Genomic DNA, 23,643 nt, shown 5'->3' on the forward strand with positions numbered 1-23,643 from the left:
AAAGCGATATATAGTGTCTGTATATACTGCTAATATTAATACGGTCTGGTTACTATATAGTGAGTTAAGCCGCTCTTAATAAGCTCAAATAATTGAAAGTTAATGTATTTAGCGCAATAATGGTTCGGCGACAACCAAGAGTCACTATAGAGTAATTATGTTTAAATCTACCCATTAATATCATTGATATAAGCTGAAATATTATGACACCAGCGATTAATCTTGCCAAACAACGCGCTTTGAACTATCAACTACACGACTATGTCCATGACAGTAATGCCGCCTCTTTTGGCTTAGAGGCGGCAGAAAAGCTAGGCGTGGATGTGTCACAAGTGTTCAAAACCTTGGTAGTGTCGACAGAGACTGGCGCGCTTGCTGTTGCTATCTTACCCGTGGATAAAACGTTAAACTTTAAAAAAACGGCTAAGGCGCTATCTTCGAATAAATTGCTGACCTGCAAAAAAGTGCAAATGGCGGATCCTAAGCAGGTAGAGCGTAGTACGGGCTATGTGCTAGGCGGCGTCAGCCCATTGGGACAAAAAAAGCGCTTGCCGACTATCATAGACAGCTCGGCTGCAGAGCAGACAACGATTTATGTCAGCGGTGGTCGCCGTGGTTTAGAGATTGAGCTGCCACCAGCGCAACTAGCTGAGACCCTTGCTGCTTGCTTTAGTACTATTATTGATGACTAAAAAGTTACTGATGACTAAAAATCGTTGCCGCTAACGGGCTGTTCAATCAATCCTGAAACGATGGCTAATATTTTACTCCCTCACTCATATTTTATAAGGACATATTCATGCCACATCTAACCATTCAAATGACGCCCAATGTCAGTATTGCTCATGAAGAATCATTGCTTAAAGCCTTAAATAAAGCGTTATGGGACAGTGGGCACTTTGGCACGCCGACTGATATTAAAGCACGGATCGTACCTATTGAGACATTTTTGGTAGGCGTTGAAGATGATGAGCAGGCGTATGGCTTTATTTATGCGCATCTAAAACTAATGACTGGTCGTGACATGGTGATTCGTAATCAGCTAGCAGGGCTGCTGGTGACGGCGATAGAGCAGGAGATAGGCGCAGAGCAATCAGGGCGAGCAGCCTTACAGATATGTGTGGAAGTTGAAGAAATTAGCGCGGTGTATCATAAAAAAATGCTGGGTAGCTAAAATGCTGATATCGTCCGAAACGATGATTCATCAATCGTTATAAGTACTCACATAGCGATTTACTGGCATACGTGGGTAATATCATTATCTCAACCTTATAACCAGCCGTTTTGCCTTCAGTCGCCATCAAATTGCGGGCAATACGTAAGCGATATTTTCCGGTTGCGGGTAGGCAGCCTTGATACACGATACCGCCTTTGCTGCCATCTTGCGTACCGTTTGGCATATGTAATACGCCGACATTGGCTGTCTCAGGCGTACCAGTAAGTGGTGCAATATTAATAACGGCATATTGCCAGCTGGTGGCATCAAAGCGATACCAGCGCTCATCTTCATTGGGATTTAATTTGCCAGTGATCGTGCTACTGATCGTGCCTTTGGCAAATTTAATAGGAGTGTCAGGATTTTTAGCCAGCTCCGTAGCACTAGTTGCGCTAAAACTGATCAGTGCTGTACTGAGCAGTAGCACTCGTATAGATAATGAGGCTAAGGAAGTTTTTTGATAATCAATGGATAACATGATTGGCTCCTAAAATGGCCATTTATCTATAATGAGTTACTCATTAACCCTCATCTATGATGTATATTTATTATCGATAGGCTTTAATGAGAACGTCTGTACTTTTAGTTAAGCATAAAAAAGCGCCTACATGCTAGGCGCTTTTTTTATTAATTACTGCTTAATTGTGATGCTATCTTAGTCTAAAAAACTTAGTCTAGAAAAGCAAAGTTCTCAATCTTCATTGCTGTCATGCTTTCACTTGGTGCAACCATGGCTTCGGCATGCCCCGAGGTACGTGGTAACAACTTATCAAAGTAGAATTCAGCCGTTTGGATCTTAGCTTTGTAGAATTCTGGTGATTCAGTACCACCAGTTTCAAGCTTGTCATAAGCGACCGCTGCCATACGCGCCCAATGATAACCCATCATGACATAGCCTGAGTACATCAAGAAATCGTCTGATGCAGCAGAGATGATTTCACGATCTTTACGTGCCATTAGCATCAAGCGCACGGTTAGAGTGTTCCACTCAGCACATAGCTTGGTGAGCGCCCAAACGAATTTACGCATGTCTTTATCAAGCGCATACTCGCCACACCATTTCATGATGCTTGAGGTGTAATCACGGATGATTTTGCCTTTAGACTGCAAGATCACTTTACGACCGAGTAAATCCAATGCTTGAATACCAGTTGTACCTTCGTACATGGTGGCGATACGAGCATCACGAGCAATTAGCTCCATGCCCCATTCTTTGATATAACCATGACCGCCATAGACTTGCTGACCGTGTTTGGCCGCTTCAATGCCTAGTTCAGTTAGGAAGCCTTTTAGGATTGGTGTGTAGAAACCCAATTTGTCATCCCATTTTTCAAACTCTTCATCATCGCCATTGATGATACCCTGTGCCATTTTATCAGCATAGCGCGCAGAATGATAAATCATCGAGCGACCGCCTTCGGCAAAGGCTTTTTGGGTCAATAGCATACGACGTACGTCAGCATGGTTGATGATGGCATCAGCAACTTTTTCAGGCTCTTTCGTGCCTGATAAGGTGCGCATAGAACGGCGATCTTTTGCATACGGCAGCGCGTTTTGGAATGACAATTCAGTATGCGCCAAACCTTGGATACCAGTACCAATACGGGCTGTGTTCATAAAGGTGAACATAGCTTTTAGACCTTTGTTCGGCTCACCAATTAAGTAACCCACGGCATCATCAAAGTTCAACACACAAGTAGCCGATGAGCTAATGCCCATTTTGTGTTCGATCGATCCACAAGTCACACCATTACGCTCGCCAATTTCACCCTCAGTAGTTGGTAAAAATTTCGGTACGATAAATAATGAGATACCGCGTGTGCCTTCTGGTGCATTTGGCAAACGTGCTAAAACAATATGAACGATGTTTTCCGTTAAATCATGCTCACCACTTGAGATGAAAATCTTAGTACCGCTAAGCTTATAAGAGCCGTCATCTTGTGGAATGGCTTTAGACTTAACTTGACCCAAATCCGTACCACATTGCGGTTCAGTCAAGCACATGGTACCAGCCCAAGAGCCTTCGACCAATTTATGCAAGTAGGTTTCTTTTTGCTCATCGGTACCATATTGCATAATGGTATTGATACAGCCAGTTGATAGACCAGGATACATTGCCCATGGCCAGTTCGCCGTACCGATCATTTCAGCTTTAATTAAGTTCAATGAGGTCGGTAAGTTCATACCGCCGTACTCTTCAGGGTAAGAAATACCTTGCCAGCCGCCTTCTACAAATTGATCATAAGCTTCTTTAAAGCCTTTAGGGGTTGTGACCACACCATTTTCAAAATGACAACCTTCAGCATCTGCTGGTTGATATAAAGGCGCTAAGACATTTTCAGCAAAATCTGCCATCCCTTGAAGAATCATATCGACGGTTTCAGGATCGGCATTTTCGCCATTATCCAAATCTTTATAATGAGTTTGAAAGTCGAAAACATCATTTATTAAAAACTTGATATCACGTAAAGGTGCTTTGTAAGTTAACATAGTCGCTCTCTTTAGTTATTCGCTATCATAAATGGCTAGCTCAGTAGTTGAGCCACGTTTCATGTAAAAGGGTGTTTAATTATTTGGGGTAAGAATAGACGATATCACGGCTCGTCATTCAGATTTATCAAAAACAGCTCATCCATTTTGATTGCCTTTAAGGCATCCTTGATAAAAAACAGCTGTCGCGGCGTTACTGTCAGTATAAATCTTCTATAGCGACAAATATATAACTAATAACTAATATTCATAATTAATATTTTAAATCAAAACATTAATTTATGTATTGATGGATTCGGTTTTTATCAGCGTCTGTGGTTAAGTACCTATTAATGATAGATGTGACCGTATCAGAAAAACATTTTTTAACTGCATTTACGATATAAGGAAAGCCAATTATGAGCGCATCTAAGCGCAAGGCAACGCGAGCATCTTGGCTGACAGCGTTATTTGCTCGCATAAAGGCTTTAATTGATGGGGAGCTGGCGCATCTGCTGACAGTGAACCGTAGTAAGAGACCGTGGCATATGCCGATTATCGCGGCGATTGCGATCAGTTTCCCTGTGTTTGTGGGCGCTTATTTTGATGCTTTATCGTCAGGTATCAAAGCGTCTTTGGGGGCGATGGTTATTTTGAATATACCGTTAGTGGGCAAGCTGCCGTATCGATTGGTGACGGTGATGGCTTGGGGTTTTGCCATGTCGCTGTGCTTTGCGCTCGGTCTCATTGCTCAGCAAATCCCGCTATTAAAACTGCCGATATTTACGCTCATGGCGTTTGGTATTGTGATTTTTGGACGTTATTATCGTCAGCCACCGCCAGCGGGACTGTTTGTGATGATGGCAGGCGCTATTGCGCTATTTATACCGCTGCCTTTGGAAGACATCTTACGTGCAACTGGACTGGTGATGCTTGGCAGTGGCTTTGCTTTAGTGATGGCATTGCTGTATTCGTTATTTTTACTGGCGACGCGCCCAGCAACGCCGACGCCTACTTATAGCTACGAGCCAGATACTATTACTGAAAGTGTGATTGTCGCCAGTTTTGTCAGTTTAGTCTTGCTCATCGCCGTCACTTTACAGCTGTCCAACCCCTATTGGGCAGCAGTTAGCTGCTTTTTGATTATCCAAGGTATTCATTTGCGTACCATGTGGATTAAGCAAATACATCGTTTACTTGGTACAGTATTGGGCGTGGTTTTGGCGAGTTGGATGTTGTCTTGGGGATTGTCAATATGGGGTGTCGCACTGGCGATACTGACGATGATGCTTTGTATCGAGACGTTGGTGGATCGACATTATGGTTTGGCAGTCATATTTATCACGCCGCTGACGATATTTATTGCAGAATACGGGAGTGGTCTACCGTTTTCTGAGTCCGCCTATCAAGAAGTGATTCGCACGCGCCTTTTTGATACTGTGATTGGCTGCTTGGTGGGTCTGAGCGGCGGAGTAGTGATGCATTCGACCAACTTACGCATACCACTACGGCGTATCGAAAACTGGCTGCTGGCGCGCTTTAGCTAATTGATGAGTGTCAAATCATCAGTACGTTTGAAATCAAGTATTAATCAAAGTCGCATGAGCTAAGTTCATGCGACTTTTTTTATGTCAATTTTCGATTAACGATTGTGTAGCGTTTCGGTCGCTTGCGCAACATCGATCGTATGACCTGTCCAACGCTCAAAACTTAGCGCTGCTTGCCCGATGAGCATGCCATAACCATCAGAAATCTGTGCGCCACGCGCAGAAAAATGCTGCAGAAACGGTAGCGGGCGTCCGTACATCATGTCATAAGCATAGTCACCGTTTAGCGTGTCGCTTAGTGGTAGCGTATCTGCTGATAAACCAATAGAAGTCGCATTGATGATAATATCAAACTGTCCATTTAAATCCGCTGTGCGACAAGTTTCAATCTGCTGCTCATGAATAGCAGTGCTTGCCGCGCTAAGCTCAATGACTAACGCTGTTGCCTTGCTCAGCGTGCGATTGGCAATCGTAAGATGTGCGATACCGGCTTCAATCAATGGCAATATTACCCCACGTGCTGCGCCGCCTGCACCAATGAGTGCCACACGTGCACCATTCAATGGCCAACCCAAACTTACGATGTGATTGACCAGTCCTTGTCCATCGCTATTATCGCCATACAATGCCTCAGTAATTGGCACGCCACTTTTTACCAGCGCTTTATTTAGTAACAGCGTATTGACTGCGCCTGCAACCTTGGCATGTTCCGATAAACCACCGCGCGCCGCGCAGCAGTCATAAGCGATTTGTTTAAAAGGTACAGTGACGTTGGCTCCAACGCCGCCGCCCTGAAAAAACGCCTCAAGTACCGCGGTAAAACTGGCTGCATCATCGGGGCAATATTGGCGTTGATAGCTAATCTCAATACCCGTCTGCGCTGCAAATAACGTATGAATTTCAGGGGATTTGCTGTGGGCAATGGGATTGCCGATAACGATAAAATGCTGGGTCATAATAGGTCTGCTTGCGATAAGAGGCAAAAATTGATCAGTAGAAGGGCATCGATATACAATCATCATAAGGGATAACACGATATTTGACAAATCAGTGGTCTAACGAGTAAACACTTGAATAGGTAGGTTTTTTGACAGATTATGTCTTTAACAAATCTGTACTGTCTGGGAGCGTTATCCGTAACGTAAAGGGTGGTCAAGTGTTAAGCAGTTGGGTAAACTAGAGAGTATGAAAATTTTATATTGATATTTTGGCAGTTGCATAACTATCAGTAACTGAACTGTCAAAAACCAAGTCATAAGAAACTGACATAACAAACTGAGTCATACAATACCAAGTATAAGAACGCTTGTTTATAAAATATAATGTCCATTATCAGCGGCCTATCTGCCTGCTCGTTAATACTATTTTGAGAATCATCTAAAAGTGTGAGTAAATTGCCCATGTGGAATAATAGCCTACAGACCCTCTTAGTCGGTACGATAATGGCAGTCGGTGTGTCGCTCAGTGGTTGTGATAGCAGTAAAGACGACGCCCAAAACCAAGATGCCGATATGAGCGAGCAAAGCGTCGCTGACGATGCGCTAGTACAGGACAATGCTGCGCCGAACGCCGATTTAGACGGCGCTACTGCTCAGCAAGGTACACAAGTGAAATATGACGTTGCGGGATGGGGCACTAAAAATGTAGCGTCACTGAACGTCGATAATTTAGATGAGATCAAAGCGACTTTTGGCAAGGTCATGAGCACTGACGAGAACAGCCTCGACTATGCCAGTAATCCAGCCGCCAAATATCGCTTTATGGATACCGATGCGCCGTATTTGGATCTGATTGATTCTGAAAAATATCTCGAACTGGGCTGGTACTTTGCCAATCCTACTGACTCTGATAAAGAAAAAGAGATAAGTCAAAACCATGCCGAAAAAGCGCATAAGCTTGCCCGCCAACTGATGGGTGATGAGGGCGGACAACTGATTTCTGATATGCTTAATGGTCAAATTATCAAAAATAAAGTCATCGGTGGACAAAAAATAGAACTGGCAAAATGTGAGTTCTACAGTTGTATGCTAGTCATCAATAAATCTGCTGCCCAAACAGATAAGAAGTAAGCTGTGCTTGCTATCATGCCGTTCAATAATTGGCTATGCATACATCCATCAAGTGTTACGACGGATAGCTCAGACACAGTATCGCTAGACAATCGTGGGTTGGCATATGGCGATGGTTTTTTTACCACGATGGGGGTCATCGATGGGCAGATACTGTGGTTGTCTCATCATCAGCAGCGCCTTATTTCCCATGCTGAAGCTTTACAACTTGAATTAGACAGTCATTCTATCATGGCTATAATACGGACGCATGCCGAGCAACTACAACAAGGCATGCTGAAGCTTATGGTGACTCGCGCCGTGCAAGATATCCGTGGTTATGGCTATGTGCCAACCACGTCTGGTAGTGCTTGTGAGATTTGGCTAAAATCCTCTGCGATGACCGTCACTACGACTGAGCAATTACGCTTGCCTAATGGATGCTTAATCCCGATGCAGCCTATCAGTTCTGCCATTTGCCTATCTTCGCAGCTTGCTTGCTTACCGCAACCATTAGCCGGACTCAAAAGCCTCAATTGCCTTGATAATGTGCTGGCAAGTGGCGAGCTACAAAGCATCAAAGCCAAAGTATTGGAAGACAATATCAAACCCAGCATCAGTGAGGGGCTGCTACGAGATATGAGTGGTCGTTGGGTTGAAGGTACGATGAGTAACGTCTTCTATCAGTTGTCAGACTCGCCTTTATCAACACTATCATCAGAAAAAACGTCATCAGAAAAATTGTCTACGCTACCGCTTTATGAAGACAATGCAAACTATCTAACCACTGGTCAATGGTATACACCATCCATGGCGAAATCTGGCGTCGCTGGCGTGATGCGGCAAGTGCTTATCGATGCGTTATCGACTAGCAAACATCCCGTCATTATCAGATCATTAAAAGATGAGGATTTGCCACGACTAAGCCAGCTATTCTTTTGCAATGCGCTGCGCGGTGTCATGCCAATGAGTAGCCTGACGTTATTATCGGGTGAAATGGTGAGATTTTGAGCGATTCTAATCGTATTTAAAAATATTAAACTTGGTATCAATAAAGTCATCTGGGTACAAAATAACTTCCTCATTGTGATACATATCTTGCGCTTTTAATAGTGCTTCTTGCTCGTTCTCTGCGTTAACCTCCACGATATTATTCAACGTCTCGACAATCTCTATCTGAAAGGCTCTCTTCAGTTTTTTATCTACTTTCATCATTACTATCCCCGATATACGCTTATCAAAATTTCCTGAGTATTTATATATTCTAGGTTAGCAAAGGCGCTTAAAAAGAAGTGATCGTCTTTTGTTACGTAGACTTGTGCGATAAGGAAAATCGATCAATGATAGTGTTTTGATAAGGAGAGATATCCATGGACTACATCTACGAAGATGAACGAATACCTTTACAAATCCGTCGACTATTAATTTTTGATGAGATTTGCAAATTAGCAAAAAAACAACCTGATGAAATTATTCATTTATCAAGATTCACTGAATTGTCGCTCGGTGTTATGTATTTGAAAGACTTTAAAAAATTTATCGCGTTTGGCGGCGTGTTTGAGTATGCAGAAACAAGAGAAGAAGTTATCGAGCAACGCATTAGAGTTTTTCCTAATGATGAACCAGTCACACGTGCGCTGACAGTCAATTTAAAGCAGTTTACTCAGCCCGCGCGCACAGCTATACAGCTAGTTTGGTATTGGAATAAGTATGTTAAAAATAGAATGCACGCTTATGTCGATTATCGAGAAGAGCACTTTTTTAAAATCAATGATGAAATTGATGGAGAGTATCCACCGCATAAGTTTCATGGCCGTTTAGTTGCAACGGCACGTTTACCTTTATGGGACGATAGAGAGGAATTAATTGCAGATGTCTACCGTAATAATAAAGGGCAACCAAGACCTGAACGCTTCAATGAGAAACGTTTAATATAATTTTCGATAATGCCCGCGACCGATAAATTCAATAATGCCTCTATCACGTAACACTTGTAGCTGCTGACGAATTTTATCTTTAATATGATTGTTTTCGGGATGCTTAAGCTTTAATAGTTCAGCAAAAGCATAAACCTGATTGAGAGAAAAATTAACGTTCAGTTTATCAATACATTGCCAAACATCTAACGTCCAACCACGTGAGGTCGTAGATTGCTCGCGTAAAAACAAGGTTTTTTGAAATTGCTCGGTGACATTATCGCGTGGTATGACTTGCTGGTTTTTCACCAAAAATACTTTGCCTGATTCGGGCACTTGTCGTAAATCAATATTGCAACCAACCCAACCGGCACGTTTGGCAGTGACTGATAAAGGCTTACGTTTAACAATCATATCAGGCTTAAAAAAATGCTTAGGAATAATCAGGAAGTTGTTAACGCTATATTCTTGAGAATAGGTTAAAAAGAAAAAGTTAGGATTATTGTCGCTACTGATACGCTCAATCATGGTGTCATAAGCGCCATCATTGATAATATTGCTTAACTTTGCTTGCTTACTTTTTAGCTCATATTGCTCATTACAATTTGCACAATAAAAGTCAGCGACAGGCTTATTGTTAGTAAATTCCGCCAATGGTTCAGCATCGCAATTAGGGCAGTAACTTTGCTTAGCAACCCAATCCTCGCTTAATACACGAATTTTTTGAGGTTCGGATTTGTAGTTTGCAGCGAGACTTTGATTAAAATGTAGGTTCATAACCAGTTTTCGTTATTAGAGAAAAGGAAAAACAACAAAAGAAGGTAGAAATATTAGCCCATATCAGCAGGCGTAAATACCAAGATAATTCATAAGCTAAGCAAATACCATTGAAAATCGCACGGTTCAGTGCTAAATTCTAGCAAACTTCTGCCTCGCGAGTTGCCATGAGCAAGCCTACATCTGAAACGCCTCCTGAACGCCCTAATGAAACGCCATCGAATAAACCAGATAGCAGTGTTGAGGAGCGTGTCGATACCACACTACCGGACACGCAACCAGCAGTTGATGGGGTAGAGGAAACGCCAGCGACAGATGTGTCACTCATCAGTGGAGCGGCTAAGCCACGCGAATATAAAGCGGATAATCAATCGTTCTTTATGCAGCGTGGTTATCAAGTGTTGCTAGTGTTGGGGCTTATCGCTGCGTTTTTCTTAGTGATGGTCTATCAGACATTGTTTGGGCGGATTGAGCAGCCAAAGCAAATGGTCACCATTGAGCAGGGTCAGAGCTATTACGGCTTACTGCCGCAGTGGCAACAGCAAATCCCGCTGTTCTCTGCCACGATTGCCAAGCTCTATATGAAAACACAAGTCGATGGCCCCTTACATGCTGGTATTTATCAATTACCAGAAAACCCTACCTTTGCTGAAACGCTACATATACTTGGGCAAGGGGTAAAAGCATCGATGGTAAAAGTGCAAATCATTGAAGGCAAAACCTCTAAAGATTTATATCAAACATTACGGGATAATAAAGGCATCAAAAAAGAGGTGCTGACTGACGATAGTGGCAATGATAGAGACAATGCTGGTATTGCTCAAGCGTTGGATTTGGTCGGTATATTGCCAAATGAAGTGATCAATAGTAACGACCCTATCGTCAATCACAATCTTGAAGGTTGGTTTGCCCCTGACACTTATTACTATGGTGAAGGTAGCACTGATAAGCAGGTACTGACCGATTTATATAAGCGTCAACAGCAAGTATTGACTGAGGCGTGGGAAAATCGTGCGCCCAATTTACCTTATAAGACGCCTTATGAGGCGTTAGTGATGGCCTCTATTATCGAAAAAGAAACCAGTGTGGCAGAAGAGCGTCCTTTGGTCTCTGCGGTGTTTAGAAATCGCTTAGATAAAGGCATGCGAATGCAGACCGATCCGACCATCATCTATGGTATGGGCAGTCGCTATGAAGGCAACATTCGCCGCAAAGACATTGATGAAAAAACGGCTTATAACACCTATCAAATGGATGGCCTACCGCCAACACCTATCGCGCTACCATCGGCTGCCTCTATCGAAGCGACCTTGCATCCAGCAGATAGTGACGCATTGTACTTTGTGGCGACAGGTAATGGCGGGCACAAATTTACCAATAGCTTGGCGGCGCACAATCAAGCGGTAAAAGAATATCTCGGCGTCATGCGTGAAAAAAAATCACAAACCCCGCCGCAGTAATTCAATCCTCTATCTTTTTTCAAAACCTATCGTGAACTGAGCGTTATACAACTGTCTACATAACGACATAACGCTCATCAATGACATAAGGTCATATCATGTCAGCATCTATACAAGACCATGTATCTCAAACAGTCCAGTCGCAAGCAAGTCAGCCCAAAGCAAGCAATGACATCAATGATATCGCACTTAATCAAGGGCGCTTTATCAGTTTTGAAGGTACTGAAGGCGTAGGCAAAACGACTGCCATTGAGCAGCTGTGCACACGCTTAGACGATAACAATATTGCGTATCTGCGTACCCGTGAGCCGGGTGGTAGCCCGTTTGCAGAACGTTTGCGCGCTATATTGTTGGACCCTGCGACCGATATTAATGATGATACAGAGCTATTACTACTATTTGCGGCGCGCTGCGACCACATGCAGCAAGTGATTTTGCCAGCGCTGCAACGTGGGACGTGGGTAATATGCGACCGTTTTACCGATTCTACCATTGCTTATCAGGGCTTTGGGCGGGCACATGGCGATGCGGTGGTACGAGCCAAAATTGAATCGCTTATCGAGCAGTTTGTGCCGCAACTACCTGAGCTGACATTGTGGCTGGATTTGCCCGTATTAGAAGGCATGGCACGCGCTAATAAACGTAGCGCCGCTGATAGATTTGAGCAGCAAGCGACCGAATTTTTTACTTGGGTGCATAAAGGCTTTAACACGCTGGTGACTCAGCACCCCGAACGGATACAGCGCATTGACGCATCAGGCACAGCCGATGAGGTGAGCGCGCGAGTATGGCAGGCGGTACAAGGCAGATTTGATGTTTCGTAACGGATTTTATAAAGCCATCACCTAGCCAAATAAAAAGCCCCAACATTGCATTGGGGCTTTTGTGATTTATAAACTATGATATTTTATAAAGTATCAAAACAGTCATCAAGATATTGTCAAAACTGTGTTGAATTAAAGCTGTGGCAATGATCATTTATCCTGTCTATTCACCGCTTTATTATCTGAAATTTCTTGAATATTGCCTTTGTTAATATTGTCTTTAGTGATATCGCCTTTAGTAATATCGACATCAGAGCTTGCATTGGTTGTATTATCTTGACCAGAGTCGGGTAGACGATTTGGATCAAGCGCGCCTTTCTTAGTTTTAGGTGCGTTGCCATTACCATTCGTACTACTGTTGCTAGACACTTTATTTTTAGGAATTGCCTTCGAAGTCGCTGTCGAGTTGGCTGACATGACGCCTTTATTAACGACGTCAATAGACTCATCTTTTGAGGTTATTACTTTGTCATTCAAGGTGTCTGGCGTGGTTTTAGTTCCACCACTGCTGCTCGAATGGTTTGATATTTCATTATCTGCATTTTGCTCAGCGACTTTCTGCTCAGTGATTGCCTGCTCAGCAATTATTTCTTTAGCGCTGTCGCTCTCAGTGGCAGTGGATTGTTCTGTTGTATCAACACTATCATCGCTCAGCTCTTTTTCTTTACGCTTTTCAGGTGCTTTTGAGCTGGACTCAAAGTTAGCATCAGCTGCCAGTCGCGCCTGCTCTTGTTTAGGTGTCACGTCGACAGGTTTTGGCTGTACTTCATCTTCCACTACCAGTGAGATGAGCTTGCGATCGCGTGGTACGATACCATCAAACTTATCGGTAATGACGTGTAGCTTGCCTTCTTTGTCGATTGTATACAGCGGCACGAATTGCTTATTGTCGGCTTTGTATTGCTCAAAGCTGTAGCTGTCAGTAATGTTGGTAATCTTGATACGGGCTTTTTTTGACAGCATGCTGGCAAGTTTGGTATAGGTGACGTCTTTGCCAAACAGCCACTGCGAGTGGAAATTGCCTTGCTTATCATCGCGCTCGCTTTTGACCTTTTCGTCGCTGAACTTGAGACGGTACAATTTACGCTCACCAAATTCATGACGATAATGAATTTCAGACAAGGTATTCATCTCTTTGTCCATACTCATGGCAAACAGCCGACCGATACCGATCAGGTCAAGATGATGATCGGCATGATCAGAGATGGGATTGCCAAAATAAGTACGCAGACCACTCATGCGTGCGCGGGCAATATTGGTATAGTTGTTGTGTGCGACGATGACATCAAAGCCTTGATCTTTTAGAGAAGTTGCTACCAAAAGCGCAATGGGATTTGAGCCGACAATAAGAATACCATTGGTCTCAGGCTCACGGACACCCAGCAAGTTGCCGACTATTTTTGCCCCCAAGCCCTGAATCATAACCGTGCCAATAATGACCATAAATACTAAGGGTACGAGTAGTTCAACACCTTGGATATCGTACTCTTGCAGACGAATAGCAAACAGTGATGAGATAGCTGCAGCGACGATACCACGTGGCCCAATCCAACTAATCATCAGCTTTTCATTGGTCTTTAAGTTTGAGCCAATAGACGATGCCCAAACGGATAAGGGTCGCGCCACAAACATGACGATAGCAAGTAACACCAGACCTGCGAAACCAACGCTAAGTAAGCTTTCCAGCTCTACACGTGCTGCAAGGATAATAAACAGCACAGAGATAAGAAGGATGGTTAAAGATTCATTGAACTCTAAAATCGTATCGCGTGGGAATTTTGGCCAATTCGCCAATGCCACGCCCAATACGGTGACTGTCAATAGCCCAGACTCATGCTCTAAATGGTTCGATACTGAAAATAACACCAAGACAAAGGCGAGCGTAAAGACATTGCGTAAAAATTCAGGAATCATATGCCGACGCATCAAGAAGGCAAGCAGCCAAGCGCCTGCCATACCCATCGCTGTCGCTAATACCACGATTTTAGCAAACAATAAGATACTGCTGGCTTCGCCGCCTGAGATGATGTATTCATAGACCAAAACCACGGCAATAGCGCCGATTGGGTCAATGATGATACCTTCCCATTTGAGGATATTAGAGATCGTCTTATTGGGACGCACACTACGTAATAGCGGCATAATCACCGTTGGACCCGTGACGCACACGAGCGCACCGAACAGCAAAGCAATCAGTGGATCGACATCGAATAAGAGATAAGTCGATAACGCCACGATAGCAATGGTGATAAGTACACCGACCGACACCAGCATTTGCACCACGGTGCCATGCTGTTTAATCTCGTCAAACTCTAACGTCAGCGAGCCTTCAAATAGGATAATCGCCACGCCCAAAGAGATGAAGGGAAACATCAGCTCTCCCAGCACCAAGTCAGGATCGAAGACTCCCAGCACTGGGCCCACGATAATGCCAATCAGTAATAAAAATAAAATGGACGGTTGCTTTAAATACCAAGCCAACCATTGGGCAGCAATGCCAATCCCAACCACGCCAGATAATAATAGGGCGGTATCCATAAATTGATCCTTTTATAATCTTGTCGTATTTTATAGCTATCAACCGCTTTTTTAGAGTCGCGGTTGCCAGTAGTATAGTAATAAGTTGACGCTACTCGCTATAGAGACACATCTCTATAAAACGTAAGCGACGACAATGGTATCCATCATGAATCACAACATGAGCCAGATATGATATAACTACTATAGAGTAGTAAAGACAAAAGCATTGCTAGAAAAAATCGTCAATCTCATATCAATCGTATATGGCATCAAGCTCGCTCAGTCTATTATTGATAGTACTGTCACGCGACTTTTTTTATCCATTTATCTTGAATCGACCATCTCATTATTCTAGTGATGCAAAAGATGAAAAATAAGGGTGGTAATAGCCAGCTTTATAAAACAATAGTCAATAATGATTATTTGTAGACTTTAGTTTGCTTAAAAAGTTATTTGGCTTGCTATCATAACATGCTTTTATTTCACGCTGAGCAAGGCCGTATCTAGCACGATATCAGTAGGCAGCGGTAAAAACATACAATAACTGGGTTAAATAATCGCGCCTTGGGTTATCCTACATGATCGGAATAATGACAAAGCAGCACGATGACTTATCATACAGTAGCTGTCTTTATCATGCACCTAGCGAGGATTATCATTGTTTTGGGGTTTTTGTAGAAGGAAAGGCGAATGGTCGATGGCATAAGGGTATAAAAAACAGTAATCTAATAAACGACTAGATAGTGACTAAAAAGGTTGGCTGTCATAACATTAAGTGCCGATGCAACGTTTGTCATATACGGACTTGGTTAAAATTAAAACATCGTATACGCCTCACTAGCGATAGTAGCCAAAACATAACCACTAAAAATAACAACGATTACTTATATGGAGGACAACATGCCTATCAATATGCTTACAGCGCAATCTAAGTTTTATGTGCCGCATTGGTTAAAACGTAGTGCGCTGGTGCTTGCTGTCAGTACCTCGATGGTTACTGGCGTCACTGCCACCGCCATGGCGAGCGCCCAAGCTGTCGTCACCACGGCGGATTTTTCTGACTTAGTGCAGCAAGTTACCCCAGCCGTTGCCCGCGTAAATGTCACCAAGACCGTCAGCGAGGCTGAGCTTGCCAAAGCCCAAACAGCCGAATTGTTGCGGCAGTTCTTTGGTGATCGTTTACGTATTCCTGATCAGGCTGCCACGCCAGCGATTGAGCATGCTTATGGCACGGCTTTTTTTGTCACAGCTGATGGTTATATGCTAACCAACCATCATGTGGTGGAGGGCGCTGATAAAATCACTGTCACTCTTAACGATAGAACGGAGCTTGATGCAACCTTGGTTGGTAGTGATGAGCGCTCTGATGTGGCAGTGCTAAAAGTCTCGGGTAACCAATTTCCTGCTTTGCCTATTGGCGACTCGAATGCTCTGAAAGTAGGGGAACCAGTGCTAGCCATTGGTTCGCCATTTGGTTTTGATTACTCAGCATCGGCGGGCATTGTCAGTGCTAAATCACGCAGTTTTTCACGCGATACCAGCGTGCCATTTATCCAAACAGACGTGGCATTGAACCCGGGTAACTCAGGCGGTCCACTATTTAATCAGCGCGGTGAAGTGATTGGTATTAATTCGCGTATCTTTAGTGGTACTGGTGGTTATATGGGTCTGTCGTTTTCCATTCCGATTGATGCGGCGATGGATATTTACGAGCAGCTAAAAACCGATGGCGAAGTGGTGCGTGCTTATTTAGGTATTTATCCGCAAGACATCGATCGCAATTTAGCAGAAGCTTATAACCTAGATCGTCCTCAAGGTGCACTACTGACAAGAGTATCACCAGACTCACCTGCACAAAAAGCTGGTCTAAAACCTGGCGATATCATTTTGCAATATAATGAGGTGCAAATTATGCGCGCCTCAGATTTATTAAACTTGCTCAATCGTGCCAAACCGAGCGATAGCTTCCGCGCACAGATTCAGCGTAACGGTAAGCAGATGACCATCAGCGGCAAACTCACTTATGCGCCCAATGATGTGAGAGCACAAGGCGGCGATCAGCAGAATGATGAGGTGCAGTTAGGCTTGCGTTTACGTAACTTGACCGCTGATGAGCAAGCAGAAATCGCAGTGGACAATAAGACGGGTATTTTGGTCACCACAGTTGACCCAACGGGATTGGCGGCGCGCTCAGGTCTATTGGCAGGTGATGTGATTACCAATTTTCACCAAAAGCCAATTAAAAAGGTCACAGATTTTTCAAGCGCGATTTCATCATTGCCCAAAAAAGGCGTAGTGACCATTGAAATTATCCGCCAAGGTATTCCCGCGATCATTGGTTTACGTATTGAGTAAGCTTTGATAGCTTGGTAGGAGTAATGGGTAGTCGGGGCAGCAATTGAGCATGGCATAACAGGCGCGTCAATAATTCTACTTGTCTATGATAGAGCTCGACCCCTATAATGGCTGATTTTTTTAACCATGACTTAAAATAATCTAACACTGTCACTAACTTATTCATGGAGCGATTTATTTATCGCTCTATACGTTCTAATATAGGGTAAGCCAGTTGCTAGGCTCATACTCTCTCGTAACCATCAGGTAATTATGACTGACCATGCTCTTTATATCCTAAGTATCTCTACGACAGCAGTATTGCTTGCGTATATTATACTGTGGTCAGGATTACAAACGTTCAATGCCAATCCTACCAAACGTTTTATGCGTATTTGGTTGAAGTTGGCACTATATTATGCTGCCTATACTATGCCCGTTTGGGCTTTGCTGTTGGTGATAGGTTGGTCGCAAGAAATGTTGCCGATACTGCCGCAGCTATCACTGACACTCGTGCTAGTGGCCGTATTTGCAATGGGGTTCTATTTTTATACCGTGGTGATACAACCCAATCGTTTACGTTTAGATCATCATGCAATCGACTTAGATTTATCCACACCGTTGACGGTTGCCGTATTGGCTGATTTACGCATAGGCTTGTATAGCGGCAAGCCGCGTCATATTCGTAAACTGGTTGCTACCATCAATGCGTTACCAGCAGATGCGGTGCTGATTACGGGCGACTGGTTGTATTACCCAAGTGCTGATTTAGTGGGTCAGCTCATGTTGTTTAAAGGGGTTAATAAGCCTATTTATACAGTGATGAGTACCTCAGACTTGCGTTATCAATCGATTAATACGACCAAGCAAGGACAGCCGCTATTAGAAGATACGTTGTCTAGTGCCTTTGATGTACTCGATATTAGCTATATTGGTCAACAGTGTACCTCGCTGCCACTTAAATGTACTGGGGCTACTAATGCGCTTCCAGTAATGCCCAGTGCGAGTTATTCTAAAAATAATAAAGAGGGTTTTAGACAGCAAAATTTGGAAAATAGCCCAACCGTCGCCGTGCTTTGCGGCTGGCAAGATGTTCCTAAACAGTTTGCTGATATTGAAGAGGCAAATGCGTCTGATAAAGCCGCACTTGGTGCTGAAATTGCTAATACCACGAAGCCCGTCATCATCTTGGCTTCACGATTTGATAGTATTAGCGATTTGCCAAAATCCTTACAGCCACGACCACTATTGATTACTGGTGCAGCAAAGGCGATTCAAAAAAATATATGGTTGGCACAAAAACAAAAAAATATTGAGCGTAGTAGCGAGCAGTCAACCCTGTTGAATAATAGCCGCATGGGCAAGCAGCGGGGTTTATACCAACATGGCAGTGCGCAGATATTTGTCAGTAGCGGTATTGGCACACGAGGGCTGCCTTTTCGCTTGTATCGCCCCACTATCGATGTGTTGACGATTCGTTAACATGACTCAAAAGACTTATCAGCGCTGGTTCATTGCGCTAAACTGAGAGTTGAATAATAAGGCTGTTGGTTTGTAGGTTGTAATGGCATGTCAGCAATTCAATTGATTGAACGTTAATTGATTGATAGCGGTCAAATCAAAATATGCTACACTAGCAGGCGTTTTTATTATTCTATTTTTAGTATTAAATAAGCGTTGTCGGTCATTGGCAAAAATAAGGCCAAGACGGCTTTGGGCACCTATATTGCGAACGCTTTTATCATAGAAAAAGATTGATAATAAAAAATACTCAGCATTAATATCAAGCAAGATATTGCCAATGTTGCCTATGAATGTACACAATATGAGTGCAGGCGTAGACGTAATCATTGACACTTGCCAACGACCTATCATGTGACAGCTTTGAAAAAAGCTAGGATAATACAGTAAGGCACGGTTATGAGCACAGCATACGATGAGATAAAAACCCGACTACAAGGCTCAATGGTAGCCTTGGTAACGCCCATGCATCCTGACGGCACGGTTGATTATAAACGTCTGGCGGATCTCATAGATTGGCAGATTGAGCAAGGCACGCATTGTCTCGTTGCCGTTGGTACTACTGGCGAGTCAGCGACCCTATCTATGCAAGAGCACAGCGATGTTATTCGCTACTTTGTTCAGCATGTCAAAGGTCGTGTACCAGTGATTGCTGGAACAGGTGCCAATAATACGATGGAAGCCATTAAGCTGACCCAAGATGCTGCCGACGCTGGTGCAGATTGTGCGTTATTGGTTGCGCCTTATTATAACAAGCCGCCACAAGAAGGCTTATACCAACATTATAAGGCTATCGCGCGCGCGGTGAATATTCCGCAGATGCTCTATAATGTGCCAGGACGTACGGTCGTTGATATTGCACAAGAGACTGTAGAACGTCTGGCTGATATCGATAATATCGTCGCGATTAAAGATGCCACAGGCTCTATTGCTCGCGGTGAGCAATTGATCAAAGCAGTTGGCGATAGAATCGTCGTGCTATCTGGCGATGACAGTACGGCGCTTGATTTGATGACATTTGGTGGTAAAGGTAATATCTCAGTTACTGCCAACGTCGCCCCGAAAGCGATGAGCGAGACTTTTACAGCGGCGCTTCGTGGTGATTTTGATGCGGCTCATAAAGTCCATGATGTGGTCAAGCATTTACACCGTGACTTGTTCATTGAGTCAAGTCCTATCCCAGCAAAATATGCGCTTCATAAAATGGGTATGATAGATACTGGTATTCGTCTGCCTTTGGTATGGTTGGCTGAACAACATCATGCCACTATTGATGAAGCCTTGGTGCGTGCGAACTTATTATAAAATGATGCGTGTAAATGCTAACTCAGAGAGATAATATGATGAAAACATCATCACCGACTGCAAAAATATTCCCTGCGCTGCTGACCTTAATATTGGGAAGTACCTTAGTATTGAGCGGTTGCCAAAGTGCTAAAAACTTACTTGGTAAGCGTGACAATGGTAGCTTAGAATATCAGCAAAGCAAGAAGCTTGTGCCAATCGAGCTGCCTGCTAACAAAGAACCAGCTCCTTTTGTACCTTTGTATGCAACTCCTAATGCTGGTGCAAATACGCTGAAATTACAGAACGAATCAGGTAATCAGTACCAGCTACCGAAGCCTGAGCGCGCTGTCAGTAGTCCTTCGAATTAAAGCTATTTCCTTATTTATACCGCTGACATTTTACAGTGATTAATGTAAATATTATTCATTCTGTCATACAAAAATCAGCGGTCGCTGCGCGTTTTTACCACATAAGCTTGAACGAACAGGAACTCCCATAATGCAAAAGCAACAACTGCTGTATAAAGGCAAAGCCAAATCTGTCTATGAAACTGAAGACAACGACCTGCTGATCTTACATTTCCGTGATGACACTTCAGCGCTTGATGGTAAGCGTATTGAGCAATTAGCACGCAAAGGTGTCGTTAATAATCGTTTTAACGCTTTCATAATGCAAAAACTGGCTGATGCTGGTATCGAAACGCATTTTGAAAAGCAATTGTCTGAAGATGAAGTATTGGTCAAGCGTTTAGAGATGATTCCAGTTGAGTGCGTGGTTCGTAACTTTGCTGCGGGCAGCTTGGTTCGTCGTTTGGGCTTAGAAGAAGGGCAAGCATTGACGCCGCCTACTTATGAATTGTTTTATAAAGATGATGCACTGGGTGATCCAATGGTCAATGAGTCACTTGCTGTGTCTCTTGGCTGGGCAACCGAAGCACAACTTGCCAGAATGGAAGAGTTGACTCATCAAGTAAATGAAGTGTTAAATGCGTTATTCGAAGCAGGTGATTTGATACTGGTTGATTTCAAACTAGAATTTGGTGTGTTCCATGACCGTATCGTCTTAGGGGATGAGTTTTCACCAGATGGCTGCCGTATTTGGGACAAGACGACTAAGAAGAAGCTGGATAAAGACCGCTTCCGTCAATCATTAGGCGATGTCATTGAAGCTTATGAAGAAGTGGCTAACCGTATTGGTGTGCCATTAAGCTAGATATTTGATTGGCACTGCATTGCAGGTCAATCTTTAGCGTAAAACAAAAAACTGAGCCATGTGCTCAGTTTTTTTGGCTTAAATTTTCTACCTATTCGATTATAAAAAAGCCAACACCCGCTTACGCAAGTATTGACTCATTTTTTAATTTATTTAATTACAGAGGATTTTGTGCAAAGTATCGTTCTAGATTATTCACATCAGAGCTAGGACGTGGCTGACGCATGTTTTCAACAATGCCGTTATAAAGTTGGTCTTTCGGTGCGTTATGGAATTTATTGAGTTCAGGATCCATATACGGCAGCTGCTGTTTACGTTGGAAATATTGATGTAATTGCAAGGTGATAGCTTGCATACCGACGTTATAGTTTGCCCAAGCACTATCATGACTGCCCCAATGATGACCAAACTCATGACCAATCACACCGATGTCAGCATTGAAATAATGTGAATAGAAATACCAAGTATCGATACCTAATATATCTCCACCGCCTAAACCGCCACCGATGGTAGTAATCCCTAAGCGAATATCACCACGATTCATTATTTGATTAAAATACTGGGTATATTGTTGTGGCGTATAATAGCCACCCTCACCAACAATTGGACCTGCATTGCCAAAGAAATCACTGCCTATGGCTTTTTTCTGGTCAAACCAAACTTTTTCAAATTCAGGGCTGCTGACAAGGTAAGAAAAATTGGTCATCATAATGACCCACTCACGTGCATAGACGGGATTAACTTTCTCCCACTGCCCATCATTGCGAGAATATTTACCGAAGGAGATACCCCATTTAGGTTTGATCGTAGCCAGCTTTTGTACAAGCGCATCTGTCTTCGATGCCACTTTAATGTCTAATAAATCAAGCGGCAGCTGCTTAAATTGGTTTAAGCCTGCTAATTGAATAGAGCCTTTATCGTCTACTAATGGATAACGATTTTGATCACTGATCTCCAAAGTAAGCTTGGTCTGACTAAATGGCGCTAATTGATCCAAATGCGCGATAGTGAACCATTGATCAGTACCTTTTAATTTGGCTTGGATGTCTAAATTACTGACGGCAGCAGCACTGTAACTCTGAAGCTGAATATTATTTCTATTAACAGTCGCTGATAAAATATTACTGATTTTAAAATAGCGTAAGTTAGAGTTGGTTAAAGTATCCCAATCTTCGCCATCTTGTAACATATAGGTTTGGCTCAACGCCGCAGCCTGCTGCAATTGGGTAACATAACCGGTTTGATTCGACCGATATTGTTGAATAGTTTGTATCGGTAATATCGTTACTTTGCCGTTACTTAACTGTAAAACCTTCTCTTTATTGACTACCATATCCGTGGCTTTGTTTAGGTTGGCATTAGTGCTACTGCCTTCTAAACGGTAGGCTTTAAAACTGTCTTGTGCCTTAGGGAGGAAGTTTACTGCGCCTCTTAGCTCTTCTGGTTTGAAGCTTTCTACATGTCCACTGTTACGTGAGCCATAGAATAAACCATCATCGGCGGTATTAAAGATGTTGATACCCGGATTGGTTTGTTTTAAAGGGACAATATCGTTTCCGGTTGCCTCTTGTTGAATCGTCGAGACATCATATACATACACTTGACCATTATCGAAGCTTGCATATAGTAAATCACCAACCGCTTCTAAACGTACATTACAATAAATATTACCGCAGTTTGGTAAAGACAAACGCGCATGCTTCTTAGCTTTTAGTGTATTACCAGGTACAACATCGCTTTGTTTCCAGACGTTAATACGATTGTGTGTATCCGCCGCAAAAACATACTGATCGTTTGCAGCGACAGAAATTGGATGAACCACCGCAAGATTTTCTTGGTCACCTGACCATGAACCTGTACCTAGAGACATCACCAACTGTGCTTCACCGGTAGCAATATCAAAGATATCGACTCGATTTGAGGACAAAGAAGAAGTATATAAACGATCTTTATAAATACTAATATCCGTCAACCGATTCCAAGACTGCCCAATACCACTTATAGTTTCTGGTTGAATAGGTGCCAAAACATTTTTAGTATTTAAGTCATAACGCAAAATATTAGCCGTTCCAGTATCGTTGGCAATATATAAAAGACCGTTTCTAGCAGCGATCGCTCTAGGATTCCAACTCTCTAAGCCAAACTGCTTTTTATCAAGTTCAGTTGCACCATCATCTGCAAAACGCAAATTCTGCAGCAGTTCACGTTGCTCAGGTGCTGGCAGAATAACTGAGGGCGGAACAATTTCTGGTTTAGGAATTGGAAAAATAATTTCTGGTTTCACTACTGGTGGCACATATGGTGGCGGATCAATAGGCAAAATCACTGTCGGTGGAATGATTTCCGAAGTAGTCGGTTTGCTTGGCTCAAGCGGGGTTGCCGGAATACTGGTTTCTGGCTTAACTTCTGGCTTAACTTCTGGCTTAACTTCTGGCTTAACTTCTGGCTTAACTTCTGGCTTAACTTCTGGCTTAACTTCTGGCTTAACTTCTGGCTTAACTTCTGGCTTAAC

The 23,643-nt window shown here is 43.2% G+C and carries 21 protein-coding genes; 13 read left to right on the forward strand and 8 right to left on the reverse strand.

The genetic code is table 11. The features are described 5' to 3' along the window. Window positions 1–203 precede the first annotated feature (203 nt). Both ybaK and ACP7AE_RS06845 read left to right on the forward strand, forming a co-directional pair. Window positions 204–692 carry a Cys-tRNA(Pro) deacylase gene (gene ybaK, locus ACP7AE_RS06840; RefSeq protein WP_193008472.1) on the forward strand — a complete coding sequence of 163 codons (489 nt, stop codon included), beginning with the start codon at window positions 204–206 and terminating at the stop codon, window positions 690–692. Window positions 693–799: 107 nt separating this feature from the next. Then, on the forward strand, window positions 800–1,174 hold the full coding sequence (locus ACP7AE_RS06845; protein WP_201604352.1) for a 5-carboxymethyl-2-hydroxymuconate Delta-isomerase: 375 nt from the start codon (window positions 800–802) through the stop codon (window positions 1,172–1,174). 37 nt (window positions 1,175–1,211) lie between these two features. On the opposite strand, the gene ACP7AE_RS06850 is transcribed toward ACP7AE_RS06845, so the two are convergent. Further along, window positions 1,212–1,694, reverse strand: coding sequence for a hypothetical protein (locus tag ACP7AE_RS06850; RefSeq protein WP_426242127.1), 483 nt, complete (start codon window positions 1,692–1,694; stop codon window positions 1,212–1,214). Between the two features lie 191 nt (window positions 1,695–1,885). Then, a complete protein-coding gene (locus ACP7AE_RS06855) occupies window positions 1,886–3,706 on the reverse strand; it encodes an acyl-CoA dehydrogenase C-terminal domain-containing protein (protein ID WP_426242129.1) in 1,821 nt (606 codons plus the stop codon). 398 nt (window positions 3,707–4,104) lie between these two features. Here ACP7AE_RS06855 and ACP7AE_RS06860 point away from each other — a divergent pair, with 398 nt between their 5' ends. Continuing rightward, on the forward strand, window positions 4,105–5,232 hold the full coding sequence (locus ACP7AE_RS06860) for an FUSC family protein (RefSeq protein WP_426242131.1): 1,128 nt from the start codon (window positions 4,105–4,107) through the stop codon (window positions 5,230–5,232). A gap of 95 nt (window positions 5,233–5,327) precedes the next feature. On the opposite strand, the gene aroE is transcribed toward ACP7AE_RS06860, so the two are convergent. Beyond that, entirely contained in the window at window positions 5,328–6,188 is an 861-nt protein-coding gene (gene aroE / locus ACP7AE_RS06865) for a shikimate dehydrogenase (protein ID WP_238034402.1), read from the reverse strand. Between the two features lie 444 nt (window positions 6,189–6,632). Between aroE and ACP7AE_RS06870 the strand changes: the two genes are divergently transcribed. Together ACP7AE_RS06870 and ACP7AE_RS06875 are read left to right on the forward strand one after the other, a co-directional pair. Next, window positions 6,633–7,301 (forward strand): hypothetical protein, encoded by a 669-nt coding sequence (locus ACP7AE_RS06870; RefSeq protein ID WP_270896671.1) that lies wholly within the window; start codon window positions 6,633–6,635, stop codon window positions 7,299–7,301. Window positions 7,302–7,316: 15 nt separating this feature from the next. Continuing rightward, window positions 7,317–8,291: an aminotransferase class IV gene (locus ACP7AE_RS06875; protein ID WP_426242133.1), complete on the forward strand. Its 975-nt coding sequence runs from the start codon at window positions 7,317–7,319 to the stop codon at window positions 8,289–8,291. 6 nt (window positions 8,292–8,297) lie between these two features. On the opposite strand, the gene ACP7AE_RS06880 is transcribed toward ACP7AE_RS06875, so the two are convergent. Further along, the gene (locus tag ACP7AE_RS06880) at window positions 8,298–8,495 is read right to left on the reverse strand and encodes a DpnD/PcfM family protein (protein WP_228244480.1); all 198 of its coding nucleotides are present in this window, start codon (window positions 8,493–8,495) and stop codon (window positions 8,298–8,300) included. 155 nt (window positions 8,496–8,650) lie between these two features. Between ACP7AE_RS06880 and ACP7AE_RS06885 the strand changes: the two genes are divergently transcribed. Continuing rightward, entirely contained in the window at window positions 8,651–9,217 is a 567-nt protein-coding gene (locus tag ACP7AE_RS06885; protein WP_201539454.1) for a hypothetical protein, read from the forward strand. On the opposite strand, the gene ACP7AE_RS06890 is transcribed toward ACP7AE_RS06885, so the two are convergent. Then, window positions 9,209–9,973, reverse strand: coding sequence for a DpnI domain-containing protein (locus ACP7AE_RS06890; RefSeq protein WP_201539455.1), 765 nt, complete (start codon window positions 9,971–9,973; stop codon window positions 9,209–9,211). The genes ACP7AE_RS06885 and ACP7AE_RS06890 overlap by 9 nt on opposite strands. 167 nt (window positions 9,974–10,140) lie before the next feature. On the opposite strand from ACP7AE_RS06890, the gene mltG reads away from it, so the two are divergent. Together mltG and tmk are read left to right on the forward strand one after the other, a co-directional pair. Then, on the forward strand, window positions 10,141–11,433 hold the full coding sequence (mltG, locus tag ACP7AE_RS06895; protein WP_426242136.1) for an endolytic transglycosylase MltG: 1,293 nt from the start codon (window positions 10,141–10,143) through the stop codon (window positions 11,431–11,433). A gap of 98 nt (window positions 11,434–11,531) precedes the next feature. Then, window positions 11,532–12,257 carry a dTMP kinase gene (gene tmk / locus ACP7AE_RS06900; protein ID WP_426242138.1) on the forward strand — a complete coding sequence of 242 codons (726 nt, stop codon included), beginning with the start codon at window positions 11,532–11,534 and terminating at the stop codon, window positions 12,255–12,257. A gap of 150 nt (window positions 12,258–12,407) precedes the next feature. Here the strand turns inward: tmk and ACP7AE_RS06905 are convergent, their stop codons facing one another. Beyond that, window positions 12,408–14,795: a cation:proton antiporter gene (locus tag ACP7AE_RS06905; RefSeq protein ID WP_426242140.1), complete on the reverse strand. Its 2,388-nt coding sequence runs from the start codon at window positions 14,793–14,795 to the stop codon at window positions 12,408–12,410. 972 nt (window positions 14,796–15,767) lie between these two features. On the opposite strand from ACP7AE_RS06905, the gene ACP7AE_RS06910 reads away from it, so the two are divergent. Together ACP7AE_RS06910 and ACP7AE_RS06915 are read left to right on the forward strand one after the other, a co-directional pair. Continuing rightward, window positions 15,768–17,132, forward strand: a complete 1,365-nt coding sequence (locus ACP7AE_RS06910; RefSeq protein WP_374220445.1) for a Do family serine endopeptidase — start codon at window positions 15,768–15,770, stop codon at window positions 17,130–17,132. Window positions 17,133–17,384: 252 nt separating this feature from the next. Then, entirely contained in the window at window positions 17,385–18,593 is a 1,209-nt protein-coding gene (locus ACP7AE_RS06915) for a hypothetical protein (RefSeq protein ID WP_426242142.1), read from the forward strand. A gap of 90 nt (window positions 18,594–18,683) precedes the next feature. Here the strand turns inward: ACP7AE_RS06915 and ACP7AE_RS06920 are convergent, their stop codons facing one another. Beyond that, complete coding sequence (locus ACP7AE_RS06920; RefSeq protein ID WP_424517522.1) at window positions 18,684–18,986, reverse strand: hypothetical protein; 303 nt, start codon at window positions 18,984–18,986, stop codon at window positions 18,684–18,686. A 45-nt stretch (window positions 18,987–19,031) separates the two neighbouring features. Between ACP7AE_RS06920 and dapA the strand changes: the two genes are divergently transcribed. The 3 genes from dapA to purC all read left to right on the forward strand — a co-directional run bounded on the left by dapA (window position 19,032) and on the right by purC (window position 21,131). Further along, the gene (gene dapA / locus ACP7AE_RS06925) at window positions 19,032–19,937 is read left to right on the forward strand and encodes a 4-hydroxy-tetrahydrodipicolinate synthase (protein WP_201580752.1); all 906 of its coding nucleotides are present in this window, start codon (window positions 19,032–19,034) and stop codon (window positions 19,935–19,937) included. A gap of 35 nt (window positions 19,938–19,972) precedes the next feature. Continuing rightward, on the forward strand, window positions 19,973–20,287 hold the full coding sequence (locus ACP7AE_RS06930; protein ID WP_227685480.1) for a hypothetical protein: 315 nt from the start codon (window positions 19,973–19,975) through the stop codon (window positions 20,285–20,287). Window positions 20,288–20,417: 130 nt separating this feature from the next. Further along, the gene (gene purC / locus ACP7AE_RS06935; RefSeq protein WP_426242144.1) at window positions 20,418–21,131 is read left to right on the forward strand and encodes a phosphoribosylaminoimidazolesuccinocarboxamide synthase; all 714 of its coding nucleotides are present in this window, start codon (window positions 20,418–20,420) and stop codon (window positions 21,129–21,131) included. A gap of 157 nt (window positions 21,132–21,288) precedes the next feature. On the opposite strand, the gene ACP7AE_RS06940 is transcribed toward purC, so the two are convergent. Then, the coding region (locus ACP7AE_RS06940; RefSeq protein WP_426242146.1) for a hypothetical protein at window positions 21,289–23,643 on the reverse strand (2,355 nt) is incomplete at its 5' end.

This window comes from Psychrobacter sp. TWP2-1-2, assembly GCF_049896785.1.
Lineage (GTDB): Bacteria > Pseudomonadota > Gammaproteobacteria > Pseudomonadales > Moraxellaceae > Psychrobacter.

What these genes read in the sequence shown, in the direction of transcription:
- ybaK (WP_193008472.1), top strand. Translation starts at nt 204, where the DNA reads ATGACACCAGCGATTAATCTTGCCAAACAACGCGCTTTGAACTATCAA.
- ACP7AE_RS06845 (WP_201604352.1), top strand. Translation starts at nt 800, where the DNA reads ATGCCACATCTAACCATTCAAATGACGCCCAATGTCAGTATTGCTCAT.
- ACP7AE_RS06850 (WP_426242127.1), bottom strand. Translation starts at nt 1,694, where the DNA reads ATGTTATCCATTGATTATCAAAAAACTTCCTTAGCCTCATTATCTATA.
- ACP7AE_RS06855 (WP_426242129.1), bottom strand. Translation starts at nt 3,706, where the DNA reads ATGTTAACTTACAAAGCACCTTTACGTGATATCAAGTTTTTAATAAAT.
- ACP7AE_RS06860 (WP_426242131.1), top strand. Translation starts at nt 4,105, where the DNA reads ATGAGCGCATCTAAGCGCAAGGCAACGCGAGCATCTTGGCTGACAGCG.
- aroE (WP_238034402.1), bottom strand. Translation starts at nt 6,188, where the DNA reads ATGACCCAGCATTTTATCGTTATCGGCAATCCCATTGCCCACAGCAAA.
- ACP7AE_RS06870 (WP_270896671.1), top strand. Translation starts at nt 6,633, where the DNA reads ATGTGGAATAATAGCCTACAGACCCTCTTAGTCGGTACGATAATGGCA.
- ACP7AE_RS06875 (WP_426242133.1), top strand. Translation starts at nt 7,317, where the DNA reads ATGCCGTTCAATAATTGGCTATGCATACATCCATCAAGTGTTACGACG.
- ACP7AE_RS06880 (WP_228244480.1), bottom strand. Translation starts at nt 8,495, where the DNA reads ATGATGAAAGTAGATAAAAAACTGAAGAGAGCCTTTCAGATAGAGATT.
- ACP7AE_RS06885 (WP_201539454.1), top strand. Translation starts at nt 8,651, where the DNA reads ATGGACTACATCTACGAAGATGAACGAATACCTTTACAAATCCGTCGA.
- ACP7AE_RS06890 (WP_201539455.1), bottom strand. Translation starts at nt 9,973, where the DNA reads ATGAACCTACATTTTAATCAAAGTCTCGCTGCAAACTACAAATCCGAA.
- mltG (WP_426242136.1), top strand. Translation starts at nt 10,141, where the DNA reads ATGAGCAAGCCTACATCTGAAACGCCTCCTGAACGCCCTAATGAAACG.
- tmk (WP_426242138.1), top strand. Translation starts at nt 11,532, where the DNA reads ATGTCAGCATCTATACAAGACCATGTATCTCAAACAGTCCAGTCGCAA.
- ACP7AE_RS06905 (WP_426242140.1), bottom strand. Translation starts at nt 14,795, where the DNA reads ATGGATACCGCCCTATTATTATCTGGCGTGGTTGGGATTGGCATTGCT.
- ACP7AE_RS06910 (WP_374220445.1), top strand. Translation starts at nt 15,768, where the DNA reads ATGGTTACTGGCGTCACTGCCACCGCCATGGCGAGCGCCCAAGCTGTC.
- ACP7AE_RS06915 (WP_426242142.1), top strand. Translation starts at nt 17,385, where the DNA reads ATGACTGACCATGCTCTTTATATCCTAAGTATCTCTACGACAGCAGTA.
- ACP7AE_RS06920 (WP_424517522.1), bottom strand. Translation starts at nt 18,986, where the DNA reads ATGATAGGTCGTTGGCAAGTGTCAATGATTACGTCTACGCCTGCACTC.
- dapA (WP_201580752.1), top strand. Translation starts at nt 19,032, where the DNA reads ATGAGCACAGCATACGATGAGATAAAAACCCGACTACAAGGCTCAATG.
- ACP7AE_RS06930 (WP_227685480.1), top strand. Translation starts at nt 19,973, where the DNA reads ATGATGAAAACATCATCACCGACTGCAAAAATATTCCCTGCGCTGCTG.
- purC (WP_426242144.1), top strand. Translation starts at nt 20,418, where the DNA reads ATGCAAAAGCAACAACTGCTGTATAAAGGCAAAGCCAAATCTGTCTAT.